Source organism: Streptomyces sp. NPDC023481, assembly GCF_055560195.1.
The window spans coordinates 99,221-122,732 of sequence record NZ_JBVHJE010000017.1 but is presented as its reverse complement, the minus strand read 5'-3'; the positions used below and the strand labels follow the sequence as shown (position 1 = coordinate 122,732).

General features: G+C 70.0%; 20 protein-coding genes and 1 tRNA gene. 4 read left to right on the top strand and 17 right to left on the bottom strand.

The genetic code is table 11. The features are described 5' to 3' along the window. Positions 1 to 28: 28 nt before the first annotated feature. From atpB to ACZ3ZD_RS29040, 17 genes are all read right to left on the bottom strand, one after another. Positions 29 to 799 (bottom strand): F0F1 ATP synthase subunit A, encoded by a 771-nt coding sequence (atpB, locus tag ACZ3ZD_RS29120; RefSeq protein ID WP_467403749.1) that lies wholly within the window; start codon positions 797 to 799, stop codon positions 29 to 31. Positions 800 to 1,072: 273 nt separating this feature from the next. Further along, positions 1,073 to 1,522: a hypothetical protein gene (locus tag ACZ3ZD_RS29115; protein ID WP_467403445.1), complete on the bottom strand. Its 450-nt coding sequence runs from the start codon at positions 1,520 to 1,522 to the stop codon at positions 1,073 to 1,075. A 301-nt stretch (positions 1,523 to 1,823) separates the two neighbouring features. Continuing rightward, on the bottom strand, positions 1,824 to 3,137 hold the full coding sequence (locus ACZ3ZD_RS29110) for an MraY family glycosyltransferase (RefSeq protein WP_467403443.1): 1,314 nt from the start codon (positions 3,135 to 3,137) through the stop codon (positions 1,824 to 1,826). Positions 3,138 to 3,264: 127 nt separating this feature from the next. Continuing rightward, entirely contained in the window at positions 3,265 to 4,503 is a 1,239-nt protein-coding gene (locus ACZ3ZD_RS29105) for a serine hydroxymethyltransferase (protein WP_467403440.1), read from the bottom strand. A 111-nt stretch (positions 4,504 to 4,614) separates the two neighbouring features. After that, positions 4,615 to 5,292: an arsenate reductase/protein-tyrosine-phosphatase family protein gene (locus ACZ3ZD_RS29100; RefSeq protein WP_467403437.1), complete on the bottom strand. Its 678-nt coding sequence runs from the start codon at positions 5,290 to 5,292 to the stop codon at positions 4,615 to 4,617. After that, the gene (locus tag ACZ3ZD_RS29095) at positions 5,289 to 5,936 is read right to left on the bottom strand and encodes an L-threonylcarbamoyladenylate synthase (protein WP_467403434.1); all 648 of its coding nucleotides are present in this window, start codon (positions 5,934 to 5,936) and stop codon (positions 5,289 to 5,291) included. The genes ACZ3ZD_RS29100 and ACZ3ZD_RS29095 overlap by 4 nt, the downstream gene beginning before the upstream one ends. Positions 5,937 to 5,988: 52 nt before the next feature. Next, the gene (gene prmC, locus ACZ3ZD_RS29090) at positions 5,989 to 6,834 is read right to left on the bottom strand and encodes a peptide chain release factor N(5)-glutamine methyltransferase (RefSeq protein ID WP_467403431.1); all 846 of its coding nucleotides are present in this window, start codon (positions 6,832 to 6,834) and stop codon (positions 5,989 to 5,991) included. Positions 6,835 to 6,869: 35 nt separating this feature from the next. Continuing rightward, entirely contained in the window at positions 6,870 to 7,946 is a 1,077-nt protein-coding gene (gene prfA / locus ACZ3ZD_RS29085; RefSeq protein WP_467403428.1) for a peptide chain release factor 1, read from the bottom strand. A gap of 105 nt (positions 7,947 to 8,051) precedes the next feature. Next, the gene (gene rpmE / locus ACZ3ZD_RS29080; protein WP_019326867.1) at positions 8,052 to 8,276 is read right to left on the bottom strand and encodes a 50S ribosomal protein L31; all 225 of its coding nucleotides are present in this window, start codon (positions 8,274 to 8,276) and stop codon (positions 8,052 to 8,054) included. Between the two features lie 162 nt (positions 8,277 to 8,438). Beyond that, positions 8,439 to 9,569 (bottom strand): LCP family protein, encoded by a 1,131-nt coding sequence (locus ACZ3ZD_RS29075; RefSeq protein WP_467403422.1) that lies wholly within the window; start codon positions 9,567 to 9,569, stop codon positions 8,439 to 8,441. 368 nt (positions 9,570 to 9,937) lie between these two features. Then, positions 9,938 to 11,974, bottom strand: a complete 2,037-nt coding sequence (gene rho, locus ACZ3ZD_RS29070) for a transcription termination factor Rho (RefSeq protein WP_467403419.1) — start codon at positions 11,972 to 11,974, stop codon at positions 9,938 to 9,940. 405 nt (positions 11,975 to 12,379) lie between these two features. Continuing rightward, positions 12,380 to 13,297: a homoserine kinase gene (gene thrB / locus ACZ3ZD_RS29065; RefSeq protein ID WP_467403416.1), complete on the bottom strand. Its 918-nt coding sequence runs from the start codon at positions 13,295 to 13,297 to the stop codon at positions 12,380 to 12,382. A gap of 280 nt (positions 13,298 to 13,577) precedes the next feature. Further along, positions 13,578 to 14,636 (bottom strand): threonine synthase, encoded by a 1,059-nt coding sequence (gene thrC / locus ACZ3ZD_RS29060; protein WP_467403412.1) that lies wholly within the window; start codon positions 14,634 to 14,636, stop codon positions 13,578 to 13,580. 6 nt (positions 14,637 to 14,642) lie between these two features. Further along, on the bottom strand, positions 14,643 to 15,932 hold the full coding sequence (locus ACZ3ZD_RS29055; RefSeq protein WP_467403745.1) for a homoserine dehydrogenase: 1,290 nt from the start codon (positions 15,930 to 15,932) through the stop codon (positions 14,643 to 14,645). 158 nt (positions 15,933 to 16,090) lie between these two features. Beyond that, entirely contained in the window at positions 16,091 to 17,482 is a 1,392-nt protein-coding gene (gene lysA, locus ACZ3ZD_RS29050) for a diaminopimelate decarboxylase (RefSeq protein ID WP_467403408.1), read from the bottom strand. 49 nt (positions 17,483 to 17,531) lie between these two features. Continuing rightward, positions 17,532 to 18,506, bottom strand: a complete 975-nt coding sequence (gene nrtL / locus ACZ3ZD_RS29045; RefSeq protein ID WP_467403404.1) for an ArgS-related anticodon-binding protein NrtL — start codon at positions 18,504 to 18,506, stop codon at positions 17,532 to 17,534. Between the two features lie 467 nt (positions 18,507 to 18,973). After that, positions 18,974 to 19,576 carry a response regulator gene (locus ACZ3ZD_RS29040; RefSeq protein WP_467403401.1) on the bottom strand — a complete coding sequence of 201 codons (603 nt, stop codon included), beginning with the start codon at positions 19,574 to 19,576 and terminating at the stop codon, positions 18,974 to 18,976. Positions 19,577 to 19,676: 100 nt separating this feature from the next. On the opposite strand from ACZ3ZD_RS29040, the gene ACZ3ZD_RS29035 reads away from it, so the two are divergent. From ACZ3ZD_RS29035 to ACZ3ZD_RS29020, 4 genes are all read left to right on the top strand, one after another. Further along, a tRNA-Arg gene (locus ACZ3ZD_RS29035) sits at positions 19,677 to 19,748 on the top strand. Positions 19,749 to 20,294: 546 nt separating this feature from the next. Then, the gene (locus tag ACZ3ZD_RS29030) at positions 20,295 to 20,828 is read left to right on the top strand and encodes a VOC family protein (RefSeq protein WP_467403397.1); all 534 of its coding nucleotides are present in this window, start codon (positions 20,295 to 20,297) and stop codon (positions 20,826 to 20,828) included. A 125-nt stretch (positions 20,829 to 20,953) separates the two neighbouring features. Continuing rightward, entirely contained in the window at positions 20,954 to 21,718 is a 765-nt protein-coding gene (locus tag ACZ3ZD_RS29025; protein WP_467403395.1) for a transposase family protein, read from the top strand. Positions 21,719 to 22,263: 545 nt separating this feature from the next. Then, positions 22,264 to 23,493: a pentapeptide repeat-containing protein gene (locus ACZ3ZD_RS29020; protein WP_467403393.1), complete on the top strand. Its 1,230-nt coding sequence runs from the start codon at positions 22,264 to 22,266 to the stop codon at positions 23,491 to 23,493. Positions 23,494 to 23,512: the final 19 nt, after the last annotated feature.

Genomic DNA, 23,512 nt, shown 5'->3' with positions numbered 1-23,512 from the left:
CGACTGGGATGGGGGCGGGTGGTTCGGCTCAGTGGTGCTCGGCGAGAGCGCCCTGAATGTAGGAGCAGGCCAGCAGCACGAAGACGTACGCCTGGACGGCCTGGACGAAAAGCTCGAAGAGGATCATGGCGATGGTCATCAGGAACGACACACCGGCGCCCACGACCAGCCAGCTGTTCAGCAGGTACCAGGAGGCCACGGTGAACATGACCAGCATCAGGTGACCGGCGAACATGTTGGCGAACAGTCGCACGGCGTGCGTGAAGGGGCGGACCAGCAGGTTCGAGAAGAACTCGATGACCATGACCAGCGGGAGGACGGCGCCGAGCGACTTGTCGTAGCCCGTGACGTTCTTGAAGAAGCCGACGAAGCCGTGCTTCTTGAAGGTGAGCGCCACCCACGTGATGTAGACGACCGCGGCCAGCACCATCGGGAAGGCGATCACCGAGGCCACCGGGAACTGCGCCAGCGGGATCACGGACCAGATGTTCATGATCCAGATGAAGAAGAACAGCGAGACCATGAACGGGACGTACTTCTCGCCCTCGCGCTTGCCGAGCGTCTCGTAGACGATGCCGCGGCGCACGAAGTCGTAGCCGGCCTCGCCGACCATCTGGAGCTTGCCCGGGACGACCTTGGCCTTGCCGAACGCGGCCCAGAAGAAGGCGATCACGAGGACGGTGGTGATGAGCGCGAGCAGCATCACCTTGTTGAACTCGAAGCCCCCGACCGTGGCGAGCGGCTTGAAGAGGAACGACTGAAGGCCCGGAGCCGGGAAGCCGCACCCGTTGTCGGACATGATCCGACAACTCCAGTCAAAGGCGAGCTGGGTCTGGTCAGCACTCACCGCGGGCTCCTTCGGCGTGACGCATGGGTACGGCAACCTCGTTGTGTCGGCGCGGCACGCGGCCGCGGATCGGCACCGGACTGGTGTTACGGATGTGGGGGCGGCTGGGGGGCATCGAGCCTCGCGATCGAGCAGGCGTCAGCTCAGATGCCCGCGCCCGCGATGCCGCAGTTGGCACCGGACGATAGCAGGAGATCTCACAAGCCTTTATCCCGCCCCTACGCCTCACGGCTTCGGCCCTGTCTTCTCGGCTTTCCCACTCTGCGCGGAGTTCGGATCGGAGTCCGGATCGACGTAGAAGATCTTGGCCTTCATGTGGGCGCGCGCCTGCGCGGCCATCCACACGACGGTCGCGACGACGAGCGACAGCGCGAACGCCTTCGCGTCGAAGAGGGAGGTGTCCTTGAAGACGGCGACGAAGATCAGGAGGAGCAACAACTGGGCGACGTAGAGCATCAGCCCCATCGCCTGGAAGAGCTGCGGGAGCGTTTTTGCCGTCCACTGCAGCACGAGGAGGCCGACTCCCATGAACAGGACGGCCAGCACCGCGCCGACAGCCGCGCCGAGAGCACCCTTGCCCCCCGCGACCGCGGCGCTCACGGCGACGGTGATCGCGCCCACGGCCGCTGTGGGCACAGCGATCCGCAGGAGGTTCCGGGCGTCATTGGACGGCATGGCGGCAACTCCGCTTTCACAGGGGGCAGGTGTCGTCATGGACGAGCGTAGTCCCGGGCTGAGTGGTCGAGACCTCACACCAATGGACCGTCGCACTCAGGTCCTTCGGCTCTATCCGGGGTTCTCGTGAACCGTATCACAAACTATTTGATGAGGTCTTTACCTGTTCGGTGTGCTTGCTGTCACACATGAGAGTGACAGTGCCCGTCTGCGCAAAAACCGAGCCGACTTGTCTGGTATTGGGGGTGTTCGCTCCCCCACGAGTTGGCAATGCTCTAGTCAGATTCTTACCTTGGTCATCTCAACGACGGTCGATGAAACGCGATCGGGCGCCGATGGCGGTCGCCCCGTTGACGCCCGAGACACCCGCCGGGACCGGGGACCGCTCCTCGCCCTCGCCGTCCGCGACCGCCGCTTCCAGGGCGGTGACGGCCTCCTCGGCCGGTCGCCGCCTGCGGTACCGCGGCGGCACGAACCGCTGGGCCCACACCGGCACCCGCGGGGTGAAGCGCGGGAGCAGCAGCAGGACCAGGCCCACCGAGCTGAGGAACACCACGCCCAGGACGATCCACATCGACGCCGAGTTGACCGAGTACGCCAGCGCCCCGAAACCGATCAGCGCCGACCAGAAGTACATGATCAGCACGGCCCGGCTGTGCGAGTGCCCGATCTCCAGCAGGCGGTGGTGCAGATGCCCGCGGTCGGCGGCGAACGGCGACTGGCCGCGCCAGGTGCGCCGGACGATCGCCAGGACCAGGTCGGCGGCCGGCACCGCGATGATCGTCAGCGGCAGCAGCAGCGGGATGTAGACCGGGACCGTCTGGTGGACCGCCGCCTTCTCCGAACCGGTGAACAGGGCGAGGGCGTCCGGGTCCACCTGGCCGGTGATGGAGATCGCGCCGGCCGACAGCACCAGGCCGATCAGCATCGAGCCGGAGTCGCCCATGAAGATCCGCGCCGGGTGCATGTTGTGCGGCAGGAAGCCCAGGCACATGCCCATCAGGATCGCCGCGAACAGCGTGCCGGGGGCGGCCGCCTCGATGCCGTACGAGTACCAGATCCGGTAGGCGTACAGGAAGAACGCGCCGGCCGCGATGCACACCATGCCGGCCGCGAGGCCGTCCAGGCCGTCCACGAAGTTCACCGCGTTGATCGTGATGACCACCAGGGCGACCGTCAGCAGGGTGCCCTGCCACTGGGTCAGCGCGACGTTGCCGACGCCCGGGATGGGCAGCCACAGGATCGTCAGACCCTGCATGACCATCACACCCGCGGCGATCATCTGGCCGCCCAGCTTGATCAGCGCGTCGATCTCGAACTTGTCGTCCAGGACGCCGATCAGCCAGATCAGGGCGGCCCCGGAGAGCAGCGCCCGCGGCTCGTTCGACTTCGCGAAGACCTCGTTCAGATTGCTCAGGTGGTCCGCGACCAGCAGACCCGCGCACAGCCCGAAGAACATGGCGATACCGCCGAGACGCGGGGTCGGTTCCCGGTGCACGTCCCGGGCCCGGATCTCCGGCATCGCCCCGGCCACGATCGCGAACTTGCGTACCGGCCCTGTCAGCAGATACGTCACCGCGGCCGTGATGCAGAGCGTCAGCAGGTATTCACGCACGGGCTTCCCCACAGGTCTCGCTGGCCATCACAGCCTCACACCCTAGCGACGGACGCATATGGATGAGGACTTCCGGGTAGCGACGATGGTTGCACGCCTGGCTGTGCACCCGGGCCGGCCCCCCGGCTCAGCCGGGATACGGCGGGAACCGGCCGGTGAGGGCACGCACCTCCTCCCGCGCCGCCGCCGGCTCCGCCGCACCCCGCAGCACGGCCGCCAGCAGCGCCGCGATCCGCACCATCTCCGGCTCGCCCATGCCCTGGGTGGTCACCGCCGCCGTGCCCAGGCGCAGGCCGCGGCCGTCGCCGTGCGGCAGCGCGCAGCAGTCCAGCACCAGACCGGCCGCCAGGAGCCGGCCCCGGGCGTCGCGGCCGTCCACGCCGAGCGGCGCCGGGTCCGCGGTGATCAGGTGGGTGTCCGTGCCGCCGGTGGTCACCGCCAGCCCCTCCGCGGCCAGGTGACCGGCGAGCACCCGGGCGTTGGCGACCACCTGATGGGCGTACGCGGCGAACGCCGGTGTCGCCGCCTCGCCGAACGCGACGGCCTTGGCGGCGATGGTGTGCATCTGGGCGCCGCCCTGGGTGAAGGGGAACACCGCCCGGTCGACGCGCTCGGCCAGTTCGGCCCCGCACAGGAGCATCCCGCCGCGCGGGCCGCGCAGCACCTTGTGCGTGGTCGCGCACACGATGTCCGCGTACGGCACCGGGTTGGGCGCCGCGCCGCCGGCCACCAGCCCGATCGGGTGCGCCGCGTCCGCGATCAGATAGGCCCCGACCTCGTCGGCGACCTCGCGGAAGAAGCCGTAGTCGATGTGCCGGGGGTAGGCGATGGAGCCGCACACGATCGCCTTGGGCCGGTGGCCCCGCGCCAGGTGGCGCACCTGGTCGTGGTCGATCAGCCCGCTCTCGGCGTCGACGCCGTAGCCGACGAAGTCGAACCAGCGGCCGGAGAAGTTGGCCGGCGAGCCGTGCGTGAGGTGGCCGCCGTAGGGCAGGCCGAGGGCGAGGACGGTGTCACCGGGGCGCAGCAGGGCCGCGTAGGCGGCCAGCACGGCCGAGGAGCCGGAGTGGGCCTGCACGTTGGCGTGCTCGGCGCCGAACAGGGCCTTGGCCCGGTCGATGGCGGCGCGTTCGGCGACGTCGACGATCTCGCAGCCGCCGTGGTGCCGGGCGCCGGGATAGCCCTCGGCGTACTTGTTGGCGAACGCCGAGCCGAGGGCGGCGAGCACGGCCGGCGAGCAGAAGTTCTCGGCGGCGATCAGCTGAAGGGTGGTCGACTGCCTCTCCAGCTCGGTCAGGAGCAGCTCGGCCATCGCGGGGTCCTGGTGCCGCAGGACGTCGGTCTCGAGGGTGTGGGTGACCGACATGGCGGGCTCCCGGGCGGTCGACGGTGACGTAACCCCAATGTAGGCCCGGGCCACCGCACCCGCGCGGCCGTCCCACCCGCCCGTGTCCGCCCGCGCCGGGGCCGACCGTGCCTAGGTGCGTGCCGGTACGCCCGTGAGCGCCGTCACCACCGGGTCCAGCGCGTCCCTTATCTCGTCGCCGATCGAGCGGAAGAAGGTCAGGGGGGCGCCGTACGGGTCGTACACCTCGTCCGCCTCCGCGGTCGGCGCGAGCAGCCAGCCGCGCAGCGCCGCCGCCGCGCGTACCAGTGCCCGGGCGCGCAGGACCACGCCGTCCTCCAGCGGCGGCAGGGTGGTCGGGTCTATCGCCCGCACCAGCCGGGTGAACTCCTTCAGCGTGAAGGTGCGCAGACCCGCCGAGTGGCCCATGGAGATGACCTGGGCGCGGTGGTCGCGGGTCGCGGTCAGCACCAGGTCGGCCATGATGACGTGCTCGTCCAGCAGCTCCCGGCCGACGAACCCGGAGGCGTCCGCGCCGAACTCGGCCAGCACGGTCTCCGCGTGGGACTCCATGGGCGCGCCCTCGTGGCCCCAGGTGCCGGCGCTCTCCACGATCAGCCCGCCGCCGAGCACGCCGAGCCGCTCCGTGACGAAGTGGCGGGTCAGCCGCTCGGTGATGGGCGAGCGGCACACGTTGCCGGTGCTGACGTGGAGGATGCGGAAGGTGTCGCGGGGGAACCCGAACGTCGTCGTCTCCTCCGCGCCGTAGCCCCCGCCGCCTATGCCACGCCCCGCTTCAGGGGCCGTCAATTCGCCACCTCGAGGTCGGGTACGACCTTGCGCAGCTCCTCCGCGGAGAGCGCGCCGGCGCGCAGCAGCACCGGGACCTCGCGCGAGACGTCCACGATGGACGACGGCACGTTGGCCGGGGTGGGGCCGCCGTCGAGGTAGACGGAGACGGAGTCGCCGAGCATCTCCTGGGCGGCGTCGCAGTCCTCCGGCGCCGGGTGGCCGGTGAGGTTCGCCGAGGAGACGGCCATCGGGCCGACCTCGGTGAGCAGCTCGATGGCGACCGGGTGCAGGGGCATGCGCACGGCGACCGTGCCCCGGGTGTCGCCGAGGTCCCACTGGAGGGACGGCTGGTGCTTGGCGACGATCGTCAGGGCGCCCGGCCAGAACGCGTCGACCAGTTCCCAGGCCAGCTCGGAGAAGTCCGTGACCAGGCCGTGCAGGGTGTTCGGGGAGCCGATGAGGACGGGCGTGGGCATGGTGCGGCCCCGGCCCTTGGCGGCCAGCAGGTCGGTGACGGCCTCGGAGGAGAACGCGTCGGCGCCGATGCCGTACACCGTGTCGGTCGGCAGCACCACCAGCTCGCCCCGGCGGACGGCGGACGCGGCCTCGCGCAGACCCGTCACGCGGTCGGTCGCGTCGTTGGTGTCGTATCGCCGTGCCATGTCTAGCTGGCCTCCTCGTACACGTGCTGCGGGGTCGAAGTCTGCGGGGTGCTCACGGCAGCGCCTTGCGGGCGGTGGCGAAGCGCGGGCGGTTGTTGAGGTCGGGGTGGTCGGCCGCGTCGGCCCAGCCCCGCTCCTCGGTGAAGATCCACGGCACCTGGCCGCCCTGGGTGTCGGCGTGCTCGATGACGACGACACCGCCGGGGCGCAGCAGCCGGTGCGCGGTGCGCTCGATGCCGCGGATCAGGTCGAGACCGTCCTCGCCGGAGAAGAGCGCCAGCTCGGGGTCGTAGTCGCGGGCCTCCGGGGCGACGTACTCCCACTCGGTGAGCGGGATGTACGGCGGGTTGGAGATGACCAGGTCGACCTGGCCGTCCAGGTCGGGGAAGGCGCTCAGCGCGTCGCCCTGGCGCAGGTCGACGCGGGAGCCGGCCACGTTCTTCCGGGTCCACACCAGGGCGTCCTCGGACAGCTCCACGGCGTGCACGCGCGAGCGCGGCACCTCCTGGGCGAGGGCGAGCGCGATGGCGCCGGAGCCGGTGCACAGGTCGACGATGCACGGCTCGACCACGTCCATGGCGCGCACGGCGTCTATGGCCCAGCCGACCACCGACTCGGTCTCCGGCCGGGGCACGAACACCCCCGGGCCGACCTGGAGTTCCAGGTACCGGAAGTAGGCGCGCCCGGTGATGTGCTGCAGCGGCTCGCGCTGCTCGCGCCGGGCGATGACCTCCCAGTACCGGGCGTCGAAGTCGGCGTCCTTCACGGAGTGCAGTTCGCCGCGCTTCACGCCGTGCACGAACGCGGCCAGCTCCTCCGCGTCGGTGCGCGGCGAGGGCACGCCGGCGTCGGCCAGCCGCTGGGTGGCCTGGGCCACCTCCGCGAGCAGCAGGTTCACGCGAGTCCTCCGTGTCGTACTCGTGCGTACGGGTGTTACGCGGCGGCGAGCTTCGCCGCCGAGTCGGCGTCGACGCAGGCCTGGATGACCGCGTCGAGGTCACCGTCCAGGACCTGGTCCAGGTTGTACGCCTTGAAGCCGACGCGGTGGTCGGAGATGCGGTTCTCGGGGAAGTTGTAGGTGCGGATCTTCTCGGAGCGGTCCACGGTGCGGACCTGGCTGCGGCGGGCGTCCGCGGCCTCCCGCTCGGCCTCCTCCTGCGCGATGGCGAGCAGCCTGGAGCGCAGGATGCGCAGCGCCTGCTCCTTGTTCTGCAGCTGGCTCTTCTCGTTCTGGCAGGAGGCGACGACCCCGGTCGGGATGTGCGTGATGCGCACGGCGGAGTCGGTGGTGTTGACGGACTGGCCGCCCGGGCCGGAGGACCGGTAGACGTCGATGCGCAGGTCGTTGGGGTTGATCTCGACGTCGACCTCCTCGGCCTCCGGCGTGACCAGCACACCGGCCGCGGAGGTGTGGATACGGCCCTGGGACTCGGTGGCCGGGACGCGCTGCACCCGGTGCACCCCGCCCTCGTACTTCAGCCGGGCCCACACGCCCTGGCCGGGCTCGGTGGCGCCCTGGCCGCCCTTGGTCTTCACCGCGACCTGGACGTCCTTGTAGCCGCCCAGCTCGGACTCGGTGGCGTCGATGATCTCGGTCTTCCAGCCGACGCGCTCGGCGTAGCGCAGGTACATGCGCAGCAGGTCGCCGGCGAACAGCGCCGACTCGTCGCCGCCCGCGCCCGCCTTGATCTCCAGGATGACGTCCTTGTCGTCGCTGGGGTCGCGGGGTACGAGCAGCAGGCGCAGCTTCTCGGTCAGCTCCTCGCGCTGCTTCTCCAGGTCCTTGACCTCGGCCGCGAAGTCGGGGTCGTCGGCGGCGAACTCGCGCGCGGTCTCGATGTCGTCGCCGGTCTGCTTCCAGGAGCGGTACGTGGCGACGATCGGGGTCAGCTCGGCGTAGCGCTTGTTCAGCCTGCGCGCGTTGGCCTGGTCGGAGTGGACCGACGGGTCGGCGAGCTTCTTCTCCAGGTCGGCGTGCTCGGCGACGAGTTCCTCGACGGCCTCGAACATCTTGGGCTCCTGTACTGCGGTGAAGGGAAGGGCGGGCGACCAAAAACGCCGGTCCCGGGCACACCCCCGCGGGGGCGTGACCGTGGACCGGCGAAATGGGGCTCGCTACTTCTTGGAGCCGGCGGCAGCCTTGCCGAAGCGGGCCTCGAAGCGGGCCACACGGCCACCGGTGTCGAGGATCTTCTGCTTGCCCGTGTAGAACGGGTGGCACTCGGAGCAGACCTCGGCCCGGATGGTGCCGGACTCGATGGTGCTACGGGTGGTGAACGACGCACCGCAGGTGCAGCTGACCTGCGTCTCGACGTACTCGGGGTGGATGTCGCGCTTCAAGGTGTCTCCTAGGTTTCGGGAGGGCGCCGGGTCGCTGCCGCGGGGTGCGGTGGCGTGAACCGGAGCCGACGTACCAGTCTGCCAGGACTGGTGCCATCCTCCCAAACCGGGGGTGCGGCTGTTCTATTCCGGCCCGGGTGGGTGGGGTTCGCCGAGGCGCCCCTAGCCGGCGCTGACGACGCCCTTGGCCTCGCCGGTGGCCGTGCCCTTCGTGGCCGACGCCGGGATCGGCCTGTCGTTCTTCAGGGCGTTCCAGACCAGCTGGGCCTTGGACTTGGCCAGCAGGACGCGGTTGGGGTTGGCCGGGTCGTACTCGACGGGCATCGTGACCATCTTCATGTGGGACGAGCTGATGCCCTTGAGGCCGTCGGCGAAGTCGATCAGGGAGTTGACCGAGCCGAGGTCGGAGTCGGTGGTGACGGCCTTGGTGGCGGTGTCGGCGAGGTCGTACAGCTTCTTCGGGTCGGTGAAGACGCCGACGTGCTTGACCTGGTCGATCAGGGCCTTGACGAAGGCCTGCTGGAGCTGGATGCGGCCCAGGTCGGAGCCGTCGCCCACGCCGTGCCGGGTGCGGACCAGGCCGAGGGCCTGCTCGCCGTCCAGGGTGTGGGTGCCGGCCTTGAGGTCCAGGTGGCTCTGCGGGTCCCGGATGGGCCGGGTGGTGGTGACGTCGACCCCGCCGAGGTCGTTGATGAGCCGCTGGAAGCCCTCGAAGTCGACCTCCAGGTAGTGGTCCATGCGGATACCGGTGATCGACTCCACCGTCTTCACCGCGCAGGCCGCGCCGCCGGTGGAGTACGCCTCGTTGAACATCACGCCGGACGCGGCGGGGTGGGCGGTGCCCTTGGTGTCGGTGCACTGGGGGCGGTCGACGAGGGTGTCCCGGGGGATGGAGACCACGCTGGCCTTCTTGTGGCCCTCGTAGACGTGGACGATCATCGCCGTGTCGGAGCGGGCGCTGCCGTCGTCCGTGCCGCCGCCGAGCTTCTTGTTCTTGCCGGAGCGGCTGTCCGAGCCCAGGACCAGGATGTTCTGGGAGCCGTTGTCGATCTTCGTGGGCCGGTCGCTGCCGAGCGCCTGGTCGATGTCGACGCTGTGGAGGTTGCCGTTGAGCTTGAAGTAGACGTACCCGGCGCCGGCGCCGCCCAGGACGACCACACCCGCGGCCGTCCATGCCGTCGCGCGCAACGCCCTGCGGCCGGTGCTGGGCGCCTTGCGGCGGCGTCCCCTGCCCCGGCGGCGCGGACCGGCGTCCGGGTCGGGTATGGCGGGCTGAGTGCTCTCGGCGACCACATCGCTCCTAGGTCTCGGCGGTCGGGTACCCCCTGTGATCAGGGTCGGGCGCGGTCGTCTCCGCTCCATCGTCGCTCCGCCGGGTCAGACGGAGAAACTCGGAAAAGGGTTGCACAACGCCCCGAACCCGCCGCGTGCGGCGACAGCCACGCTGCGTGGCCATCCCGCTCCCTCACACCGCGCTGACCTGCGGTTTCGCCCTACCGAGCGGCCCGAGCGGAAACCGGCGCCCATCGGGATCCCTGTGGCAAACGTCTCGGGGTGGCACTGGTTCCGGCGCCGGGGTCGGCGGGCGCGGACAGCGCGAAGGGCCGCTCCCCGCGGGGGAGCGGCCCTTCGCCGCGGTGTGCGGCTGTCTACCGGGTGCGTCAGTCGTTGCCCGGCGTCGGCGTCGTCTTCTGGATCTGCATCAGGAACTCGACGTTCGACTTGGTCTGCTTCATCTTGTCGAGGAGCAGCTCGATCGCCTGCTGCTGGTCCAGCGCGTGCAGGACCCGGCGGAGCTTCCAGACGACGGCCAGCTCCTCGTTGCCGAGCAGGATCTCTTCCTTGCGGGTGCCGGACGCGTCCACGTCCACCGCCGGGAAGATGCGCTTGTCGGCGAGCTTGCGGTCGAGCTTCAGCTCCATGTTGCCGGTGCCCTTGAACTCCTCGAAGATCACCTCGTCCATGCGGGACCCGGTGTCCACGAGCGCCGTGGCCAGGATGGTCAGCGAGCCGCCGTCCTCGATGTTGCGCGCCGCACCGAAGAACCGCTTCGGCGGGTAGAGCGCGGTCGAGTCGACACCACCGGACAGGATGCGGCCGGAGGCCGGCGCCGCCAGGTTGTAGGCACGGCCCAGACGGGTGATGGAGTCGAGCAGCACGACCACGTCGTGGCCCAGCTCCACCAGTCGCTTGGCCCGCTCGATGGCCAGCTCGGCGACGGTCGTGTGGTCCTCGGCCGGACGGTCGAAGGTCGAGGAGATGACCTCGCCCTTGACCGACCGCTGCATGTCGGTGACCTCTTCCGGACGCTCGTCGACGAGGACGACCATCAGGTGGCACTCGGGGTTGTTGTGCGTGATCGCGTTGGCGATCGCCTGCATGATCATGGTCTTGCCGGTCTTCGGCGGGGCCACGATCAGACCACGCTGGCCCTTACCGATCGGCGACACGAGGTCGATGATGCGGGTGGTGAGCACGCCCGGGTCGGTCTCCAGACGGAGCCGGTCCTGCGGGTAGAGCGGGGTCAGCTTGTTGAACTCCGGGCGGCCGCGGCCGTGTTCGGGCGCCATGCCGTTGACGGAGTCCAGCCGGACCAGCGCGTTGAACTTCTCGCGGCGCTCGCCCTCCTTCGGCTGCCGGACCGCGCCGGTGACGTGGTCGCCCTTGCGCAGGCCGTTCTTGCGGACCTGGGCGAGGGAGACGTACACGTCGTTCGGACCCGGAAGGTAGCCGGAGGTCCGGATGAAGGCGTAGTTGTCGAGGATGTCCAGGATGCCCGCGACGGGGATCAGGACGTCGTCGTCGGCGACCTGCGGCTCGGCGATGTCGTCACGGCCCCGGCGGCCCCGGCGGTCCCGGTAGCGCCCGCGACGGCCGCGACGGCCGCCGTCGAAGTCGTCGTCGTCCTGCGGACCGGTGTTGCGGTCCTGACGGCCGCCGCCCTGCTGCTGGCCCTGCTGCTGCCGGTCCTGGCGGTCCGACCGGTCCTGGCGGTCGGACCGGTCCGACCGGTCCTGGCGGCCGCCGCCCTGGCCCTGCTGGTCGTCGCCCTTGTTACGGCGGTCCCGGTCCCGGCCGCGCTCCCGGCGGTCCCGGCGGCCACGGCCCTCGCCGTCACCGGCGTCACCCTGCTGCTGCGACTGCTGCTGCGCGGGCGCCTCGCCCCTGGACTCGCCCTTGGCCTCGGCGGCGACGGTCTCGGCGCCGCCCTGGGCCGGGCTGCCCGCCTCGGCGGTGGCACGGCGGCGACGGCGCTCGCTCGGGGCGTCGTCGGAGGCCGGCTGGCCGGGGATCTCGATCTGCTGCTGGGCCACGGCCTTCTCCGCGGGCGCCTGGGTCTTCGCCTCGGCCTTCTTCGCCGGGCCCTCGCCGTTCTCGGCGGACTCGCCCGTGCGGGCCTTGGAGGTGGCCCGGCGCTTCGGCTTGGTCTCGGCGGCGGCGTCGGCCTTGGCGGGGGCTCCCCCGGCGGCCTGCGCCTCCTTGATGACCTCGATCAGCTGGCTCTTGCGCATCCGCGCGGTGCCCCTGATGCCGAGGCCGGAGGCAACCTGCTGCAGCTCGGCCAGCACCATGCCCTCGAGGCCGGTACCGCGGCGCCGCCGGGAGCCGGCACCGGTGGCAGGCGCGGAGGCGTCCGTGGCGGGCGCGGCAGCGGTCTCCTCGACACGTGCGCCCATCAGATCGGTGGTGTCGCTCACGAAGGGTCCTTCCCTGGAGCGGACGTCGGCCTGTCTGGCTCGGCGACCGGTTGTGCTGTCCGGCTACGGTCCTGTCTTCTGTGAACCGTGCCGGGGCGGTGGTCCGCCAAAGCGGCGGAAGAAAATGTGCGGTGATCGGCGCTTCCGCGGGCCGTGGCACCCAGTGTCACGTGGCGTGGTAGCACCGACTCCGGGGCGTGCCCGGCGGCCCGCTCAGTGCCCGCATGCGTCGTACTGCCCAGGTACGGCGCAAGGAACACGGAGTGGCGCGGGAGGCTCCCGGAAGAATGTCTGTCCCGGACGGGGACACGAGGCACCTCGCCATGGTGAGGTCGGGTGCAGACTTGAGGTTAACACTACCGGATCCAACAAACATTCCCCCTCTCCACATCCGGCAACCGTGTGTCAGGTCGCAAGCGGCAGCACGCTCGCTCCCCGGACATCCAGGTCAAGCCGGTTGGCGGCCCAGCCCTCACCCGCGAGGTGAGAGACCTTGTCGGCCCTGTCGGCGTCGGCGAGGGCCATGACGGTGGGCCCGGCGCCCGAGATCACGGCCGGGATGCCGTCGGCCCGCAGCCGCTCCACCAGCGCGGCGCTCTCCGGCATCGCCGGGGCGCGGTACTCCTGGTGCAGCCGGTCCTCGGTGGCCGGCAGCAGCAGCTCGGGACGCCTGGTCAGGGCCTCCACGAGCAGGGCGGCGCGGCCCGCGTTGGCGGCGGCGTCGACGTGCGGCACGCTCCGCGGGAGCAGGCCGCGCGCGGTCTCGGTCAGGACCGGCTTCCCTGGCACGAAAACCACCGGAACGATGGAATCGTGCGGCTCCATCCTGATGGCACGGGCGGTGCCGCGCTCCATCCAGGACAGGGTGAAGCCGCCGAGCAGACAGGCGGCCACGTTGTCCGGGTGGCCCTCGATCTCGGTGGCCAGTTCCAGCAGGGCGGCGTCGTCCAGACGGGTCTCGCCGCCTATGGTCACCGCGCGGGCGGCGACGATGCCGGCGCAGATGGCGGCGGAGGAGGAGCCGAGGCCCCGGCCGTGCGGGATGCGGTTGGCGCACACGATCTCCAGGCCGCGGGGCTGCCCGCCCAGCAGGTCGAAGGCCGTGCGCAGGGAGCGGACGAGAAGGTGGCTCTCGTCCCGCGGGAGGGTCTCGCTGCCCTCACCCGCGATGTCGATATGCAGCCCGGAGTCGGCCACCCGGACGACCACGTCGTCGTAGAGCCCCAGCCCGAGGCCCAGGGCGTCGAAGCCCGGACCGAGATTGGCGCTGGTGGCGGGGACGCGCACCCGGACGGCGGCGGCGCGGAACGCTGGACCGGCCATCGCTCGAAGACACTCCTTGAGCTGCGTGGCGGTCGAATGGCATCGAGGGACTCGGTGGACACTCGACCGGTGTGCGGTGGACATCCGATGACGTACGACAGACCCGTCGGGCCGCGTAGACGGCGCGGCGCCGCGCCATGCGCGAGGGCATGTGCACAGGCGGGTTCGGTACAGCCTATCGAAGGAAGGTTCTGTGGCGACATAGGGCGCACAGGAGGCGCACGATGCGTGTCGCAAGCCCTCTGTGCACCCTGTCAGGGATCTCCCGGATCCGGAGCGATCAGGCGAGACCGAGGCGCTCGGCCGCGGTGGCCGCGTCGACCGGGACGGTGACCGGCTGCGGGGCGCCGGCGACGGCCCAGTCCGGGTCCTTCAGGCCGTTGCCGGTGACGGTGCACACGATGCGCTGGCCCGGGTCGACCTTCCCCTGCTCGGCGGCCTTGAGCAGACCGGCCACGGAGGCGGCGGAGGCGGGCTCCACGAAGACGCCCTCCTGCGCGGCCAACAGCCGGTAGGCGCGCAGGATTTCACGGTCCGTCACCTCGTCGATGGCACCGCCGGACTCGTCGCGGGCGGCCAGCGCGTAACTCCAGGAGGCGGGGTTGCCGATGCGGATGGCGGTGGCGATGGTCGACGGGTCCTTGACGACCTCGCCGCGCACGATCGGCGCGCTGCCGGACGCCTGGAAGCCCCACATCCGGGGGGTGCGGCCGGCGATGCCGTCGGCGGCGTACTCCTTGTAGCCCTTCCAGTAGGCGGTGATGTTGCCCGCGTTGCCGACCGGGAGGACATGGATGTCGGGGGCGTCACCGAGCATGTCGACGATCTCGAAGGCGGCCGTCTTCTGGCCCTCGATACGCACCGGATTGACCGAATTCACCAGCGCGACGGGGTAGTTCTCGCTCAGTTCCCGCGCGAGGGTGAGGCAGTCGTCGAAGTTGCCGTCGACCTGGAGGATCTTCGCGCCGTGCACGAGCGCCTGGCCCATCTTGCCGAGGGCGATCTTGCCCTGCGGCACCAGGACGGCCGACACCATGCCGGCCCGCACCGCGTACGCGGCGGCGGAGGCGGAGGTGTTGCCGGTGGAGGCGCAGATGACGGCCTTCGCCCCCTCCTCCTTGGCCTTGCTGATGGCCATGGTCATGCCGCGGTCCTTGAAGGACCCGGTGGGGTTGGCGCCCTCCACCTTCAGGTGGACCTCACAGCCCGTGCGCTCGGAGAGCACCTGCGCGGGCACGAGGGGCGTGCCGCCCTCGCGGAGCGTCACGACCGGCGTGGTGTCGGATACCGGCAGCCTGTCCCGGTACTCCTCGATGATTCCGCGCCACTGGTGGGTCATTGCTGGTTACTCTCCTTCAACCCGCATGATGCTGGCGACACCCCGCACGGTGTCGAGCTTGCGCAGTGCCTCGACGGTCCCGGACAGGGAGGCGTCGAAGGCCCGGTGGGTGACGACGACGAGGGAGGCCTCACCGTCCTTGCCCTGCTGCCGAACGGTGTCGATCGACACGCCGTGTTCGGCGAAGACGGTGGCGACCTGGGCGAGCACACCCGGTTTGTCGGCCACGTCGAGGCTGATGTGGTACCGGGTGACGACCTGGCCCATCGGGGAGACGGTCAGGTCGGCGTACGCCGACTCGCCCGGCCCGGTGGTCCCGGTCAGCCGGTTGCGGCAGACCGCGACCAGGTCGCCCAGCACGGCCGAGGCGGTGGGCGAACCGCCGGCGCCGGGGCCGTAGAACATCAGCTGCCCGGCCGCGTCGGACTCCACGAAGACGGCGTTGTACGCGCCGCGCACGGAGGCGAGCGGGTGGGTGAGCGGGATCATCGCGGGGTGCACGCGCGCGGTGACGGACGCACCGTCCGCGGAGCGCTCGCAGATGGCGAGCAGCTTGATGGTGCAGCCCATCTCCTTGGCGGAGCGGAAGTCGGCGGCGGTGACCTCGGTCATGCCCTCGCGGTAGACGTCGTCGAGGCGCACGCGCGTGTGGAAGGCGATGCCGGCGAGGATGGCGGCCTTGGCGGCGGCGTCGAAGCCCTCGACGTCGGCCGTCGGGTCGGCCTCGGCGTACCCCAGGGCGGTGGCCTCGTCGAGCGCCTCCTGGTAACCGGCGCCGGTGGTGTCCATCTTGTCGAGGATGAAGTTGGTGGTGCCGTTGACGATGCCGAGCACCCGGTTGACCTTGTCGCCGGCGAGCGACTCGCGCAGCGGGCGGATCAGCGGGATGGCGCCGGCGACGGCCGCCTCGTAGTAGAGGTCCCGGCCGTGCTCTCCGGCGGCGGCGTGCAGGGCGGCCCCGTCCTGGGCGAGCAGGGCCTTGTTGGCGGAGACGACGGAGGCGCCGTGCGCGAAGGCGGTGGTGATGAGCGTCCGGGCCGGCTCGATCCCGCCGATGACCTCCACCACCACGTCGATGTCGCCGCGTTTGACGAGGGCGGTGGCGTCGGTGGTGACCAGGCCGGGGTCGATGCCCTCCCGGACCTTGCCGGGCCGGCGTACGGCGACGCCCGCCAGTTCCACGGGGGCGCCGATCCGGGCGGCGAGGTCGTCGGCGTGCGTCGTCATGATGCGCGCCACCTCTGAGCCGACAACCCCACAGCCCAGCAGCGCCACCTTCAGCGGACGCGTACGCATCATCCGACCTCGTTTCCTCATACCGTCTACGGTGGGACCAGTCTCACTCACCGGACGGCAGTTTCTACCCTTGGTCCGGATCGTGAGACATCTATTTCATTTGCGCGGGGGCGGAAGACCGCAGATCTTCCGCCCCCGCGGGCGACCGGCCGCGCCGGTCAGCCGACGTCGAGACGCAGCAAATCCTCTTCGGTCTCCCGCCGGACGATCACCCGGGCCGCCCCGTCCCGTACGGCGACGACGGGCGGCCGGAGCACGTGGTTGTAGTTGCTGGCCATGGACCGGCAGTACGCGCCGGTGGCCGGTACGGCGATGAGGTCACCGGGCGCCACGTCGGCCGGCAGGAACGCGTCCTTGACCACGATGTCCCCGCTCTCGCAGTGCTTGCCGACGACCCGGGCGAGCACCGGCTCGGCGTCGGAGGCGCGGGAGACGAGCGCCACGCTGTACTCGGCGTCGTAGAGCGCGGTCCGGATGTTGTCCGACATGCCGCCGTCGACGGAGACGTAGGTACGCAGCCCTTCGAGCGGCTTGACCGTGCCGACCTCGTAGAGGGTGAAGGCGGTCGGGCCGACGATGGCGCGCCCCGGCTCCACGGAGATCCGCGGTGTACGCAGCCGGGCGCTCTCGCACTCCCGGGTGACGATCTCGGTGAGCGCCTTGGCGATCTCGTGCGGCTCGCGCGGGTCGTCACCGCTGGTGTAGGCGATACCGAGGCCGCCACCGAGGTCGATCTCGGGCAGCTCGACCCCGTGCTCGTCCCGGACGTCCTTCAGCAGCCCGACGACCCGGTGGGCGGCGACCTCGAACCCGGACATGTCGAAGATCTGCGAGCCGATGTGCGAGTGGATCCCGATCAGCTCCAGCCCGTCGAGCTGGAGGGCCCGCCGTACGGCCTCGGCGGCCTGCCCGCCGGCGAGCGGGATCCCGAACTTCTGGTCCTCGTGGGCGGTGGCGATGAACTCGTGGGTGTGCGCCTCCACGCCCACGGTGATCCGGATCTGGACCTTCTGCCGCCTGCCCAGTTCCCGCGCGGTGTGCGCGACGCGCACGATCTCCTGGAAGGAGTCGAGCACGATCCGCCCGACGCCCGCCTCGATGGCGCGGCGGATCTCCTCGACGGACTTGTTGTTGCCGTGGAAGGCGATGCGCTCGGCGGGCATGCCGGCGGACAGCGCGGTGGCCAGCTCGCCGCCGGAGCACACGTCCAGGTTGAGCCCCTCCTCGTGCAGCCACCGTACGACGGCCCGGGAGAGGAAGGCCTTCCCGGCGTAGAAGACGTCGGCGTCCGGACCGAACGCGGTACGCCAGGCCCGCGCGCGGGCCCGGAAGTCGGTCTCGTCCAGGACGTAGGCCGGGGTGCCGAACTCCTCGGCGAGCCGGGTGACGGGGACCCCGCCGACACTGACCACACCGTCGTCGCCGCGCGTGACGGTCTGCGCCCACACCTTGCGGTCCAGGTCGTTGAGGTCGGCGGGCGGTGCGGAGTAGTGACCCTCGGGCAGGACGTCGGCGTGGCGGGGCCCGGCGGGATGGGCGGAACGGCTCATGACGTGGCTCTCAGACTCTCTGTCTCTCCGGGGCGCATCAGCGGGGCCCTCAGAGGTGTTCGGGTGCGTCGATGCCGAGCAGGGACAGGCCACCGGCCAGCACCGTCCCGGCTGCTTCGGCGAGGGCCAGCCGGGCACGGTGGGCGGCCGAGGGTTTCTCCTCACCGACGGGAAGCACGCGGGGCAGCAGGGGCAGCACGGCATCGGCGACGGTGACGAGATGCCGGGCAAGCCGGTCCGGGGCGCGATGGGTGGCGGCCGCGGCGAGAACACGGGGGTGATCGGCGAGGGGGCTGAGCAGCCCCCGGGCCCCGTCCACGGGCCCGGCCTCGGCACCGAACCCCAGCCGCTCGGCGTTACGCCCGAGGGCACGCACCCGGGCGTGCGCGTACCGCACCCGGAACAGCGGATTGCTCTCCCGCTGCACGAGGTGATCGGCGGTGATCCGGGGCCGGTCGTGCGCGGCCGGGTGGAGCAGGGCCCACCGCGCGGCGTCGGGACCGAGCGGGGCGGGGTCCTCCGGGGCGGGCACGGGCCGCAGGTCGGCCGGTTCCCCGTGCTCCACGGTGGCCCGGCCGCCCTGGGCTCCCACGAGCCGTACGACGGCGTCGGCGACGACCTCGGCCCGCACCTCGTACGGCACCCGCAGCGCGACGACCTGCCCGGCGAGGGCGTCGCCGTGCCCGTACCGGGCTCCCTTGTGCATGACCTCACGCACCAGCCCGGTGACGGGGTCGACCTGCGTGTCCAGGCTGATGTTGAGGAACCCCGGCCCGGTGACGACGACGTCCCGGATGCCCTGGGCCACGGCGAGCCTGGCCCGCACGATCTCGGCCACCCGCCGCGCCGGCTGCCCGGCCGGCCGGGCCAGCTGCAACGCGATGGTCGTGGCGAAGTCCCCGCACCCCCCGGGACCCGGCTCACTCACCACGACCCGCTCGGGCACGCTCACGCTCAGCTCCCCGTCATCCACAGCACGACGCACCGCGCCCAGCACGGTACGGGACAACTCGACGGGGGTCACGGGACAAGCGTAGGGGAGGCGGGGAGTGGGGAGCGGCGGGGGTGAGCGGGGGGGAGCGGCCGGGGGACCGGGCGACCTCGCTGATCTGGCGGGGCGCGTGGCTGGGTGGGGTGCGTGGCTGGATGGGGCGCGCCTGCGAGGCGGGGCGCGCCTGCCGGGCGGGGCAGCGTGACAGCCATCGCTTGCCCGGCGGCACCGCGGGACCGGGCGACCTCGCTGACCCGGCGGGCCGCGCGGCCGGAAGGGCTGCGCGGCCGGATGGGGCGCGTGGCTGGAGGGGGCGCGACTGCGGGGCGGGACAGCGTGACGGCCCTCGCTTGCCCGGCGGCACCGCGGGACCAGCGAACTCGCCAACGGACGGGGCTGTGCGAGCGGGCGCACCTCCGTGCCCGCTCCACAGCGCCGGCCGGACGGAGCTGGGTGAGCGGGCGCAGCTCGGTGCCCGCTCCACACGCGTTGACCGGGACTTACTGACCGGGCGAGAGTTCGTGACCGGGCGAGACACCGACTCCGTGACTGGGGCCGGGACCGGGGGGTCCCGCGTCGCCGTCGACTTCCCCGTCACCACCCCCGCCCTGCTCTCCGCCGCTGCGCTCTCCCCCGCGCGCTTCCCCCTCACGCTCACGCCCGTCCTGTCCGGTGCGCCGCGCGATGAGGTGCTTCACGAGCTGGACCAGTTCCGCCGGCTCGAAGGGCTTGGCCAGGAACGCGTCCACGCCGACGTCGAGGCCGGTCTCGACCTCGTACTGCGTGCACGCGCTGATGATGGCGAGGGGCAGGTCGCGGGTAAGGGGATCGGCCCGGAGCCGGGCGGCGGTGCGGAGCCCGTCCAGCCGGGGCATGACGACGTCGAGCGTGACGACGTCGGGCCGCACCTGGTGCACCACGTCCAGGCACTCGGCGCCATCGGCCGCGGTCACGACCTCCAGCCCTTCCAGCTCGAGGTTGACCCTGATCAGCTGCCGGATGACCTTGTTGTCGTCCACAACAAGCACCCGGCCCGGAGCGCCTGACACACGTCGAGAGTAGGTCCGGTCCGGCCACCGCGTCCGGGTTTTCCCCACTTCCACCCCCTACAGGCGACCACCCCGGGAAACGGGTTCCGGATCACCCCACGGGACCTGCTAGTGTTCTACCCGTCGCCGCGAGCGAGAGCTCAGCGCCCGACACGCCCCCGTAGCTCAGGGGATAGAGCAACGGCCTCCGGAGCCGTGTGCGCAGGTTCGAATCCTGCCGGGGGCACTCGCCCAGGATCAGCAAGAATCAAGGGCTGACCAAGGCGGATGCCGACAGTAGAGGGCGGGAGTCAGTCTCACTGACTCCCGCTCTTTCTTGCTGTTGTGCACTCTCCGCGTGTGAGACCGACTCCCCCACTTCCAGCCGCCCTCGCCGAGCTCGGCGCAACCCCGCACGATCGTGAAGACGGGGACTCCAAGCCGACCAACGCTAGCCTCAGTCAAGGGCTGCCACATCTCAGCGCGCAGCCCGAGGGACAAGGGGCGGGGCGGCAAGTGGATTCTGGGCAAGCGCGAGAAATGTTCACCAAGTACGCCGCTGCACTGGCATACGTCGAGGTGGAATCTTCCGATGGCGACCTTGGCATAGGATCCGCGTTCCACGTCGGCGAAGGAGCCTTTTCCAACCTGTGGCTGGTGTGGTCGGGCCATCTCTTGGAGTCGTGCAGTAGGGGCGCGGCCCCGGCCGGCACTGCTGACGATGTAGGACGGAATCAGACCTATATCGTCCCTATCCTCGCCGCCGGTAGGCATCATCAGCGAGGGGAACGCCATGCCGGAGCAGATCAACGCCGCGCCCGAGGGCTACACCACGGTTGCTCCCTGGGTCGTGACCGACGACACGGGGGCCTTCTTCGCCTTTGTGGCCCAGGTGTTCGACGGAGAGGAACTCGGACGGGTGGCGACCGAGGACAGTTTGATCGGTCACGGTGAGATCCGCGTAGGCGACACCGTCGTGTTGGCCTTCGACCGACGCGCGGACTGGCCCACGATGCCGAGCCTGCTCCGCGTGTTCGTCACTGACGCGGACCAGGCGTTCGCACGAGCCATCGCGGCCGGCGGGCAGGTCGTCACCGCGCTGGCGGACAACGCCTTCGGACAGCGTGGCGGGCGCATCAAGGACCCCTTCGGCAACATCTGGTGGGTGGTCAGCCATGTGGAGGACGTCGTTGAGGGCGAGATGTGGAAGCGGCTGCAGGACCCCGTCTACGCTGAGGCCATGCGCGTGGCCCAGGAGACGCTCGACGTTGAGCTCAGCGGTCGACGCCGCGGACGCAGCAGCGCGCCCGTCAAGACAACCAGTTGATCACTGCGCTGTTCCAACGCGGCGGAGCGACAGGCTAGTTGCTGTAGGCATGGCGTTGAGAAGTGGGTGAAGCTCCTGGTAGATGGGTTGTCGACCAAGATCAACCTGCCCGCCCGGAGCTTCACGTGCTTGTCTACCCATCGGGAATCGATCTGTCCAGCGCGACCCTGCGGTTCCTCACCCGCCTGCTGGCCGCCAGGCGCATCCAGCGCGGGACACGGTGGCGCCGACTCACCGCGGACCGGCAGGCCCTGCTCGTACTCGCGCACTTGCGCTGCGGACACACCTACGCCCAGCTCGCAGCCGGGTTCGGCGTCGGCATCGCCACCGTTTACCGCTACATCGCCGAGGCCGTGGAGGTCCTGGCCGTCCACGCCCCCGACCTCGCCGCAGCCGCCCGCGCCGCCGTGCATAAGGCGTTCGTGATCCTCGACGGCACCCTGCTGCTCATCGACCGGATCGCCGCCGACCGGCCCTACTACTCCGGGAAGCGCAAGAAGCACGGGATGAACGTGCAGGTCATCGCCGACCCGTTCGGCCGGCTGCTGTGGGCCTCACCCGCTCTGCCCGGCGCAGTCCACGACATCAAGGCCGCGCGCACCCACGGCATCATCGACGCCCTGGCCCAGACCGGGGTGCGCTGCTGGGCGGACAAGGGCTACCAAGGGGCGGGCGGCACGGTCCGCGTTCCCTACCGGGGCCGCTGGGACAAGCTCTCCACAGGTCAGCGGGCAGGGAACGTCTCCCACGCCAAGATCCGCGCGCTCGGCGAGCAGGCCATGGCCACCCTGAAGTCCTGGCGGCTACTGCGCAAGCTCCGTTGCAGCACCACCCGCATCACCGACCTGGTCAAAGCCGTCCTCACGCTTCACCTTGCGACATCCAACTGAGGTTGGAAACGGCTCGCGTGGTCTTGGAGATCACCTCAGCATCGGCGAGCGCATCGCGTTCTACCGGAAGCGCCGCGGCTACACGCAAGAGGTGCTGGCCGGCCTGGTCGGTCGTAGCACTGATTGCGTGATGCCTCCTTGTTCTAGGGGCCCGCTTCCCGGTACCGAGCCGCTCGCCGTGCCGGACAGATGGTCATGCCCATCCATCGCGAGTCTGGAGCGCCCAACAGCGCGGGACCCGGACGAAGTGTCCGGGTCCAGTTCGTGGGGTGCGATCTTTAAGGTGGTGGACAGAGGTGTCCCCCCTGTCCGACTGTCCCAATGTCTGCGCTGACCTGCCCAAATGTGTGGGACAGAGGGATCCGCAGTTGTCCCACCTGTCCGAGCAGGGCTTCACGCCGGGGAGTGGGCAAAGTTGCCCGGGCCCCGACCACTGCTCGGTAAGATCCTCGCTTATGCAGCTACCCCTTCGCCAAAAGCTGAGGAAAATTCAGCGCCCCAGAAGAAGAGCAATGAGGCGGGACGCCGGAAGACATACTCCACGAATGCCTAGCTTTCCCCTTACGCTGATCCTTTCCTTTGCAACGGCAGCGGTGGCGGCTTGGGCCATTTTCGTCGGACTTGCCGAACTGACGGGGGCGCACATTGGCTTTTGGCCCCAGAAAAGCGCATCTCTGCCAAAAGATAGACTCTTCGACCTAACAAGAAGCACAGTGACGGCAGCAGGACTCTTGGCTGGAGTCTTTGCGATTGTCTACGCGTATCGGAAGCAGAAGATAGAAGAGGCCGCAAGCCACAGGGAAGATTCCGAGAGCCTAGGGTCTCGCTACCAAGCCGCCGCCGAGCAACTTGGGCACGAAAGCGCAGCAGTTAGGCTCGCCGGAATATATGCTCTCTCAAAATTGGCCGATGATGACAGTAGTCAGCGCGAGACCATTTGCCGCCTACTGTGCGCCTATATACGCATGCCCTACAATCCGAGGGAAGCGCGACCCGGCGAGCGGGAAGTGCGATTCACTGCCATCAAAGTAATCGCGGAGCACTTGCAAGACCCGGAAGAGGAGACGGCATGGTGCGGGTTTGACCTGGACTTCAGTGGCGCAACATTCGACGGCGGATCGTTTTCCGGTTCTCACTTCACATCAGGCGATGTCAATTTTTCCGGTTGCCAGTTCATAGGCGGGACCGTGTCCTTTGATCACGCTCGTTTCAGTGGCGCAACCGTGAACTTTGGAAGTGGCGATGATCCGCCTGCCATTTTCAATGGAGCACAGGTCCTGTTCACTGGCGCCCACTTCATGAGCGGCATCATATCGTTCATTTTTGCCGAATTCAGAGGAGGCGAAGTCAGCTTTGGCGCAGCATTCTTCGGCGGGAGCCGAGTGACATTCGGGAGTTGCATCATCGATGATGAAGGGGAGCTCAACTTCGGAGGTCCAGTTTGGCTTGGAGCAAAATTTACAGGAGGCGACGTTTGGTTCTCGGCAGCCGAGTTGCGAGGAGGATTCCTGAGCTTCATAGGTGCAGACTTTTGCGGATCTTCCGTCGTTTTTGACGTAAGCCTGACCGGAACGTCTGTCCTGTTCAACGACGCATACTTTGTTTCTGGGGCTGTCTCGCTCACGCAGGCCGAGATAAAGGGTGGTCGACTCTCCTTTGAGGACACACACACGCCAGAGAAGGTCGTGACTCCCTGGCCCCCGCCAGCCCCGCCGTCCCTGCGGCTCACCCAGCGGACGCGATGGCGGTGGCTGCGTCGCTCGGTGCGAAGCTGAGCATTACCTGAAGCCCGTG

Excerpts from the sequence above, each read along its gene's own strand:
- ACZ3ZD_RS29115 (WP_467403445.1), bottom strand. The coding sequence starts at position 1,522 with ATGCCGTCCAATGACGCCCGGAACCTCCTGCGGATCGCTGTGCCCACA.
- lysA (WP_467403408.1), bottom strand. The coding sequence starts at position 17,482 with ATGAGCCGTTCCGCCCATCCCGCCGGGCCCCGCCACGCCGACGTCCTG.
- atpB (WP_467403749.1), bottom strand. The coding sequence starts at position 799 with ATGTCCGACAACGGGTGCGGCTTCCCGGCTCCGGGCCTTCAGTCGTTC.
- thrB (WP_467403416.1), bottom strand. The coding sequence starts at position 13,297 with ATGGCCGGTCCAGCGTTCCGCGCCGCCGCCGTCCGGGTGCGCGTCCCC.
- prfA (WP_467403428.1), bottom strand. The coding sequence starts at position 7,946 with ATGTTCGAGGCCGTCGAGGAACTCGTCGCCGAGCACGCCGACCTGGAG.
- ACZ3ZD_RS29095 (WP_467403434.1), bottom strand. The coding sequence starts at position 5,936 with ATGGCACGGCGATACGACACCAACGACGCGACCGACCGCGTGACGGGT.
- ACZ3ZD_RS29020 (WP_467403393.1), top strand. The coding sequence starts at position 22,264 with ATGCCTAGCTTTCCCCTTACGCTGATCCTTTCCTTTGCAACGGCAGCG.
- ACZ3ZD_RS29055 (WP_467403745.1), bottom strand. The coding sequence starts at position 15,932 with ATGCGTACGCGTCCGCTGAAGGTGGCGCTGCTGGGCTGTGGGGTTGTC.
- ACZ3ZD_RS29030 (WP_467403397.1), top strand. The coding sequence starts at position 20,295 with ATGCCGGAGCAGATCAACGCCGCGCCCGAGGGCTACACCACGGTTGCT.
- thrC (WP_467403412.1), bottom strand. The coding sequence starts at position 14,636 with ATGACCCACCAGTGGCGCGGAATCATCGAGGAGTACCGGGACAGGCTG.
- ACZ3ZD_RS29105 (WP_467403440.1), bottom strand. The coding sequence starts at position 4,503 with ATGTCGGTCACCCACACCCTCGAGACCGACGTCCTGCGGCACCAGGAC.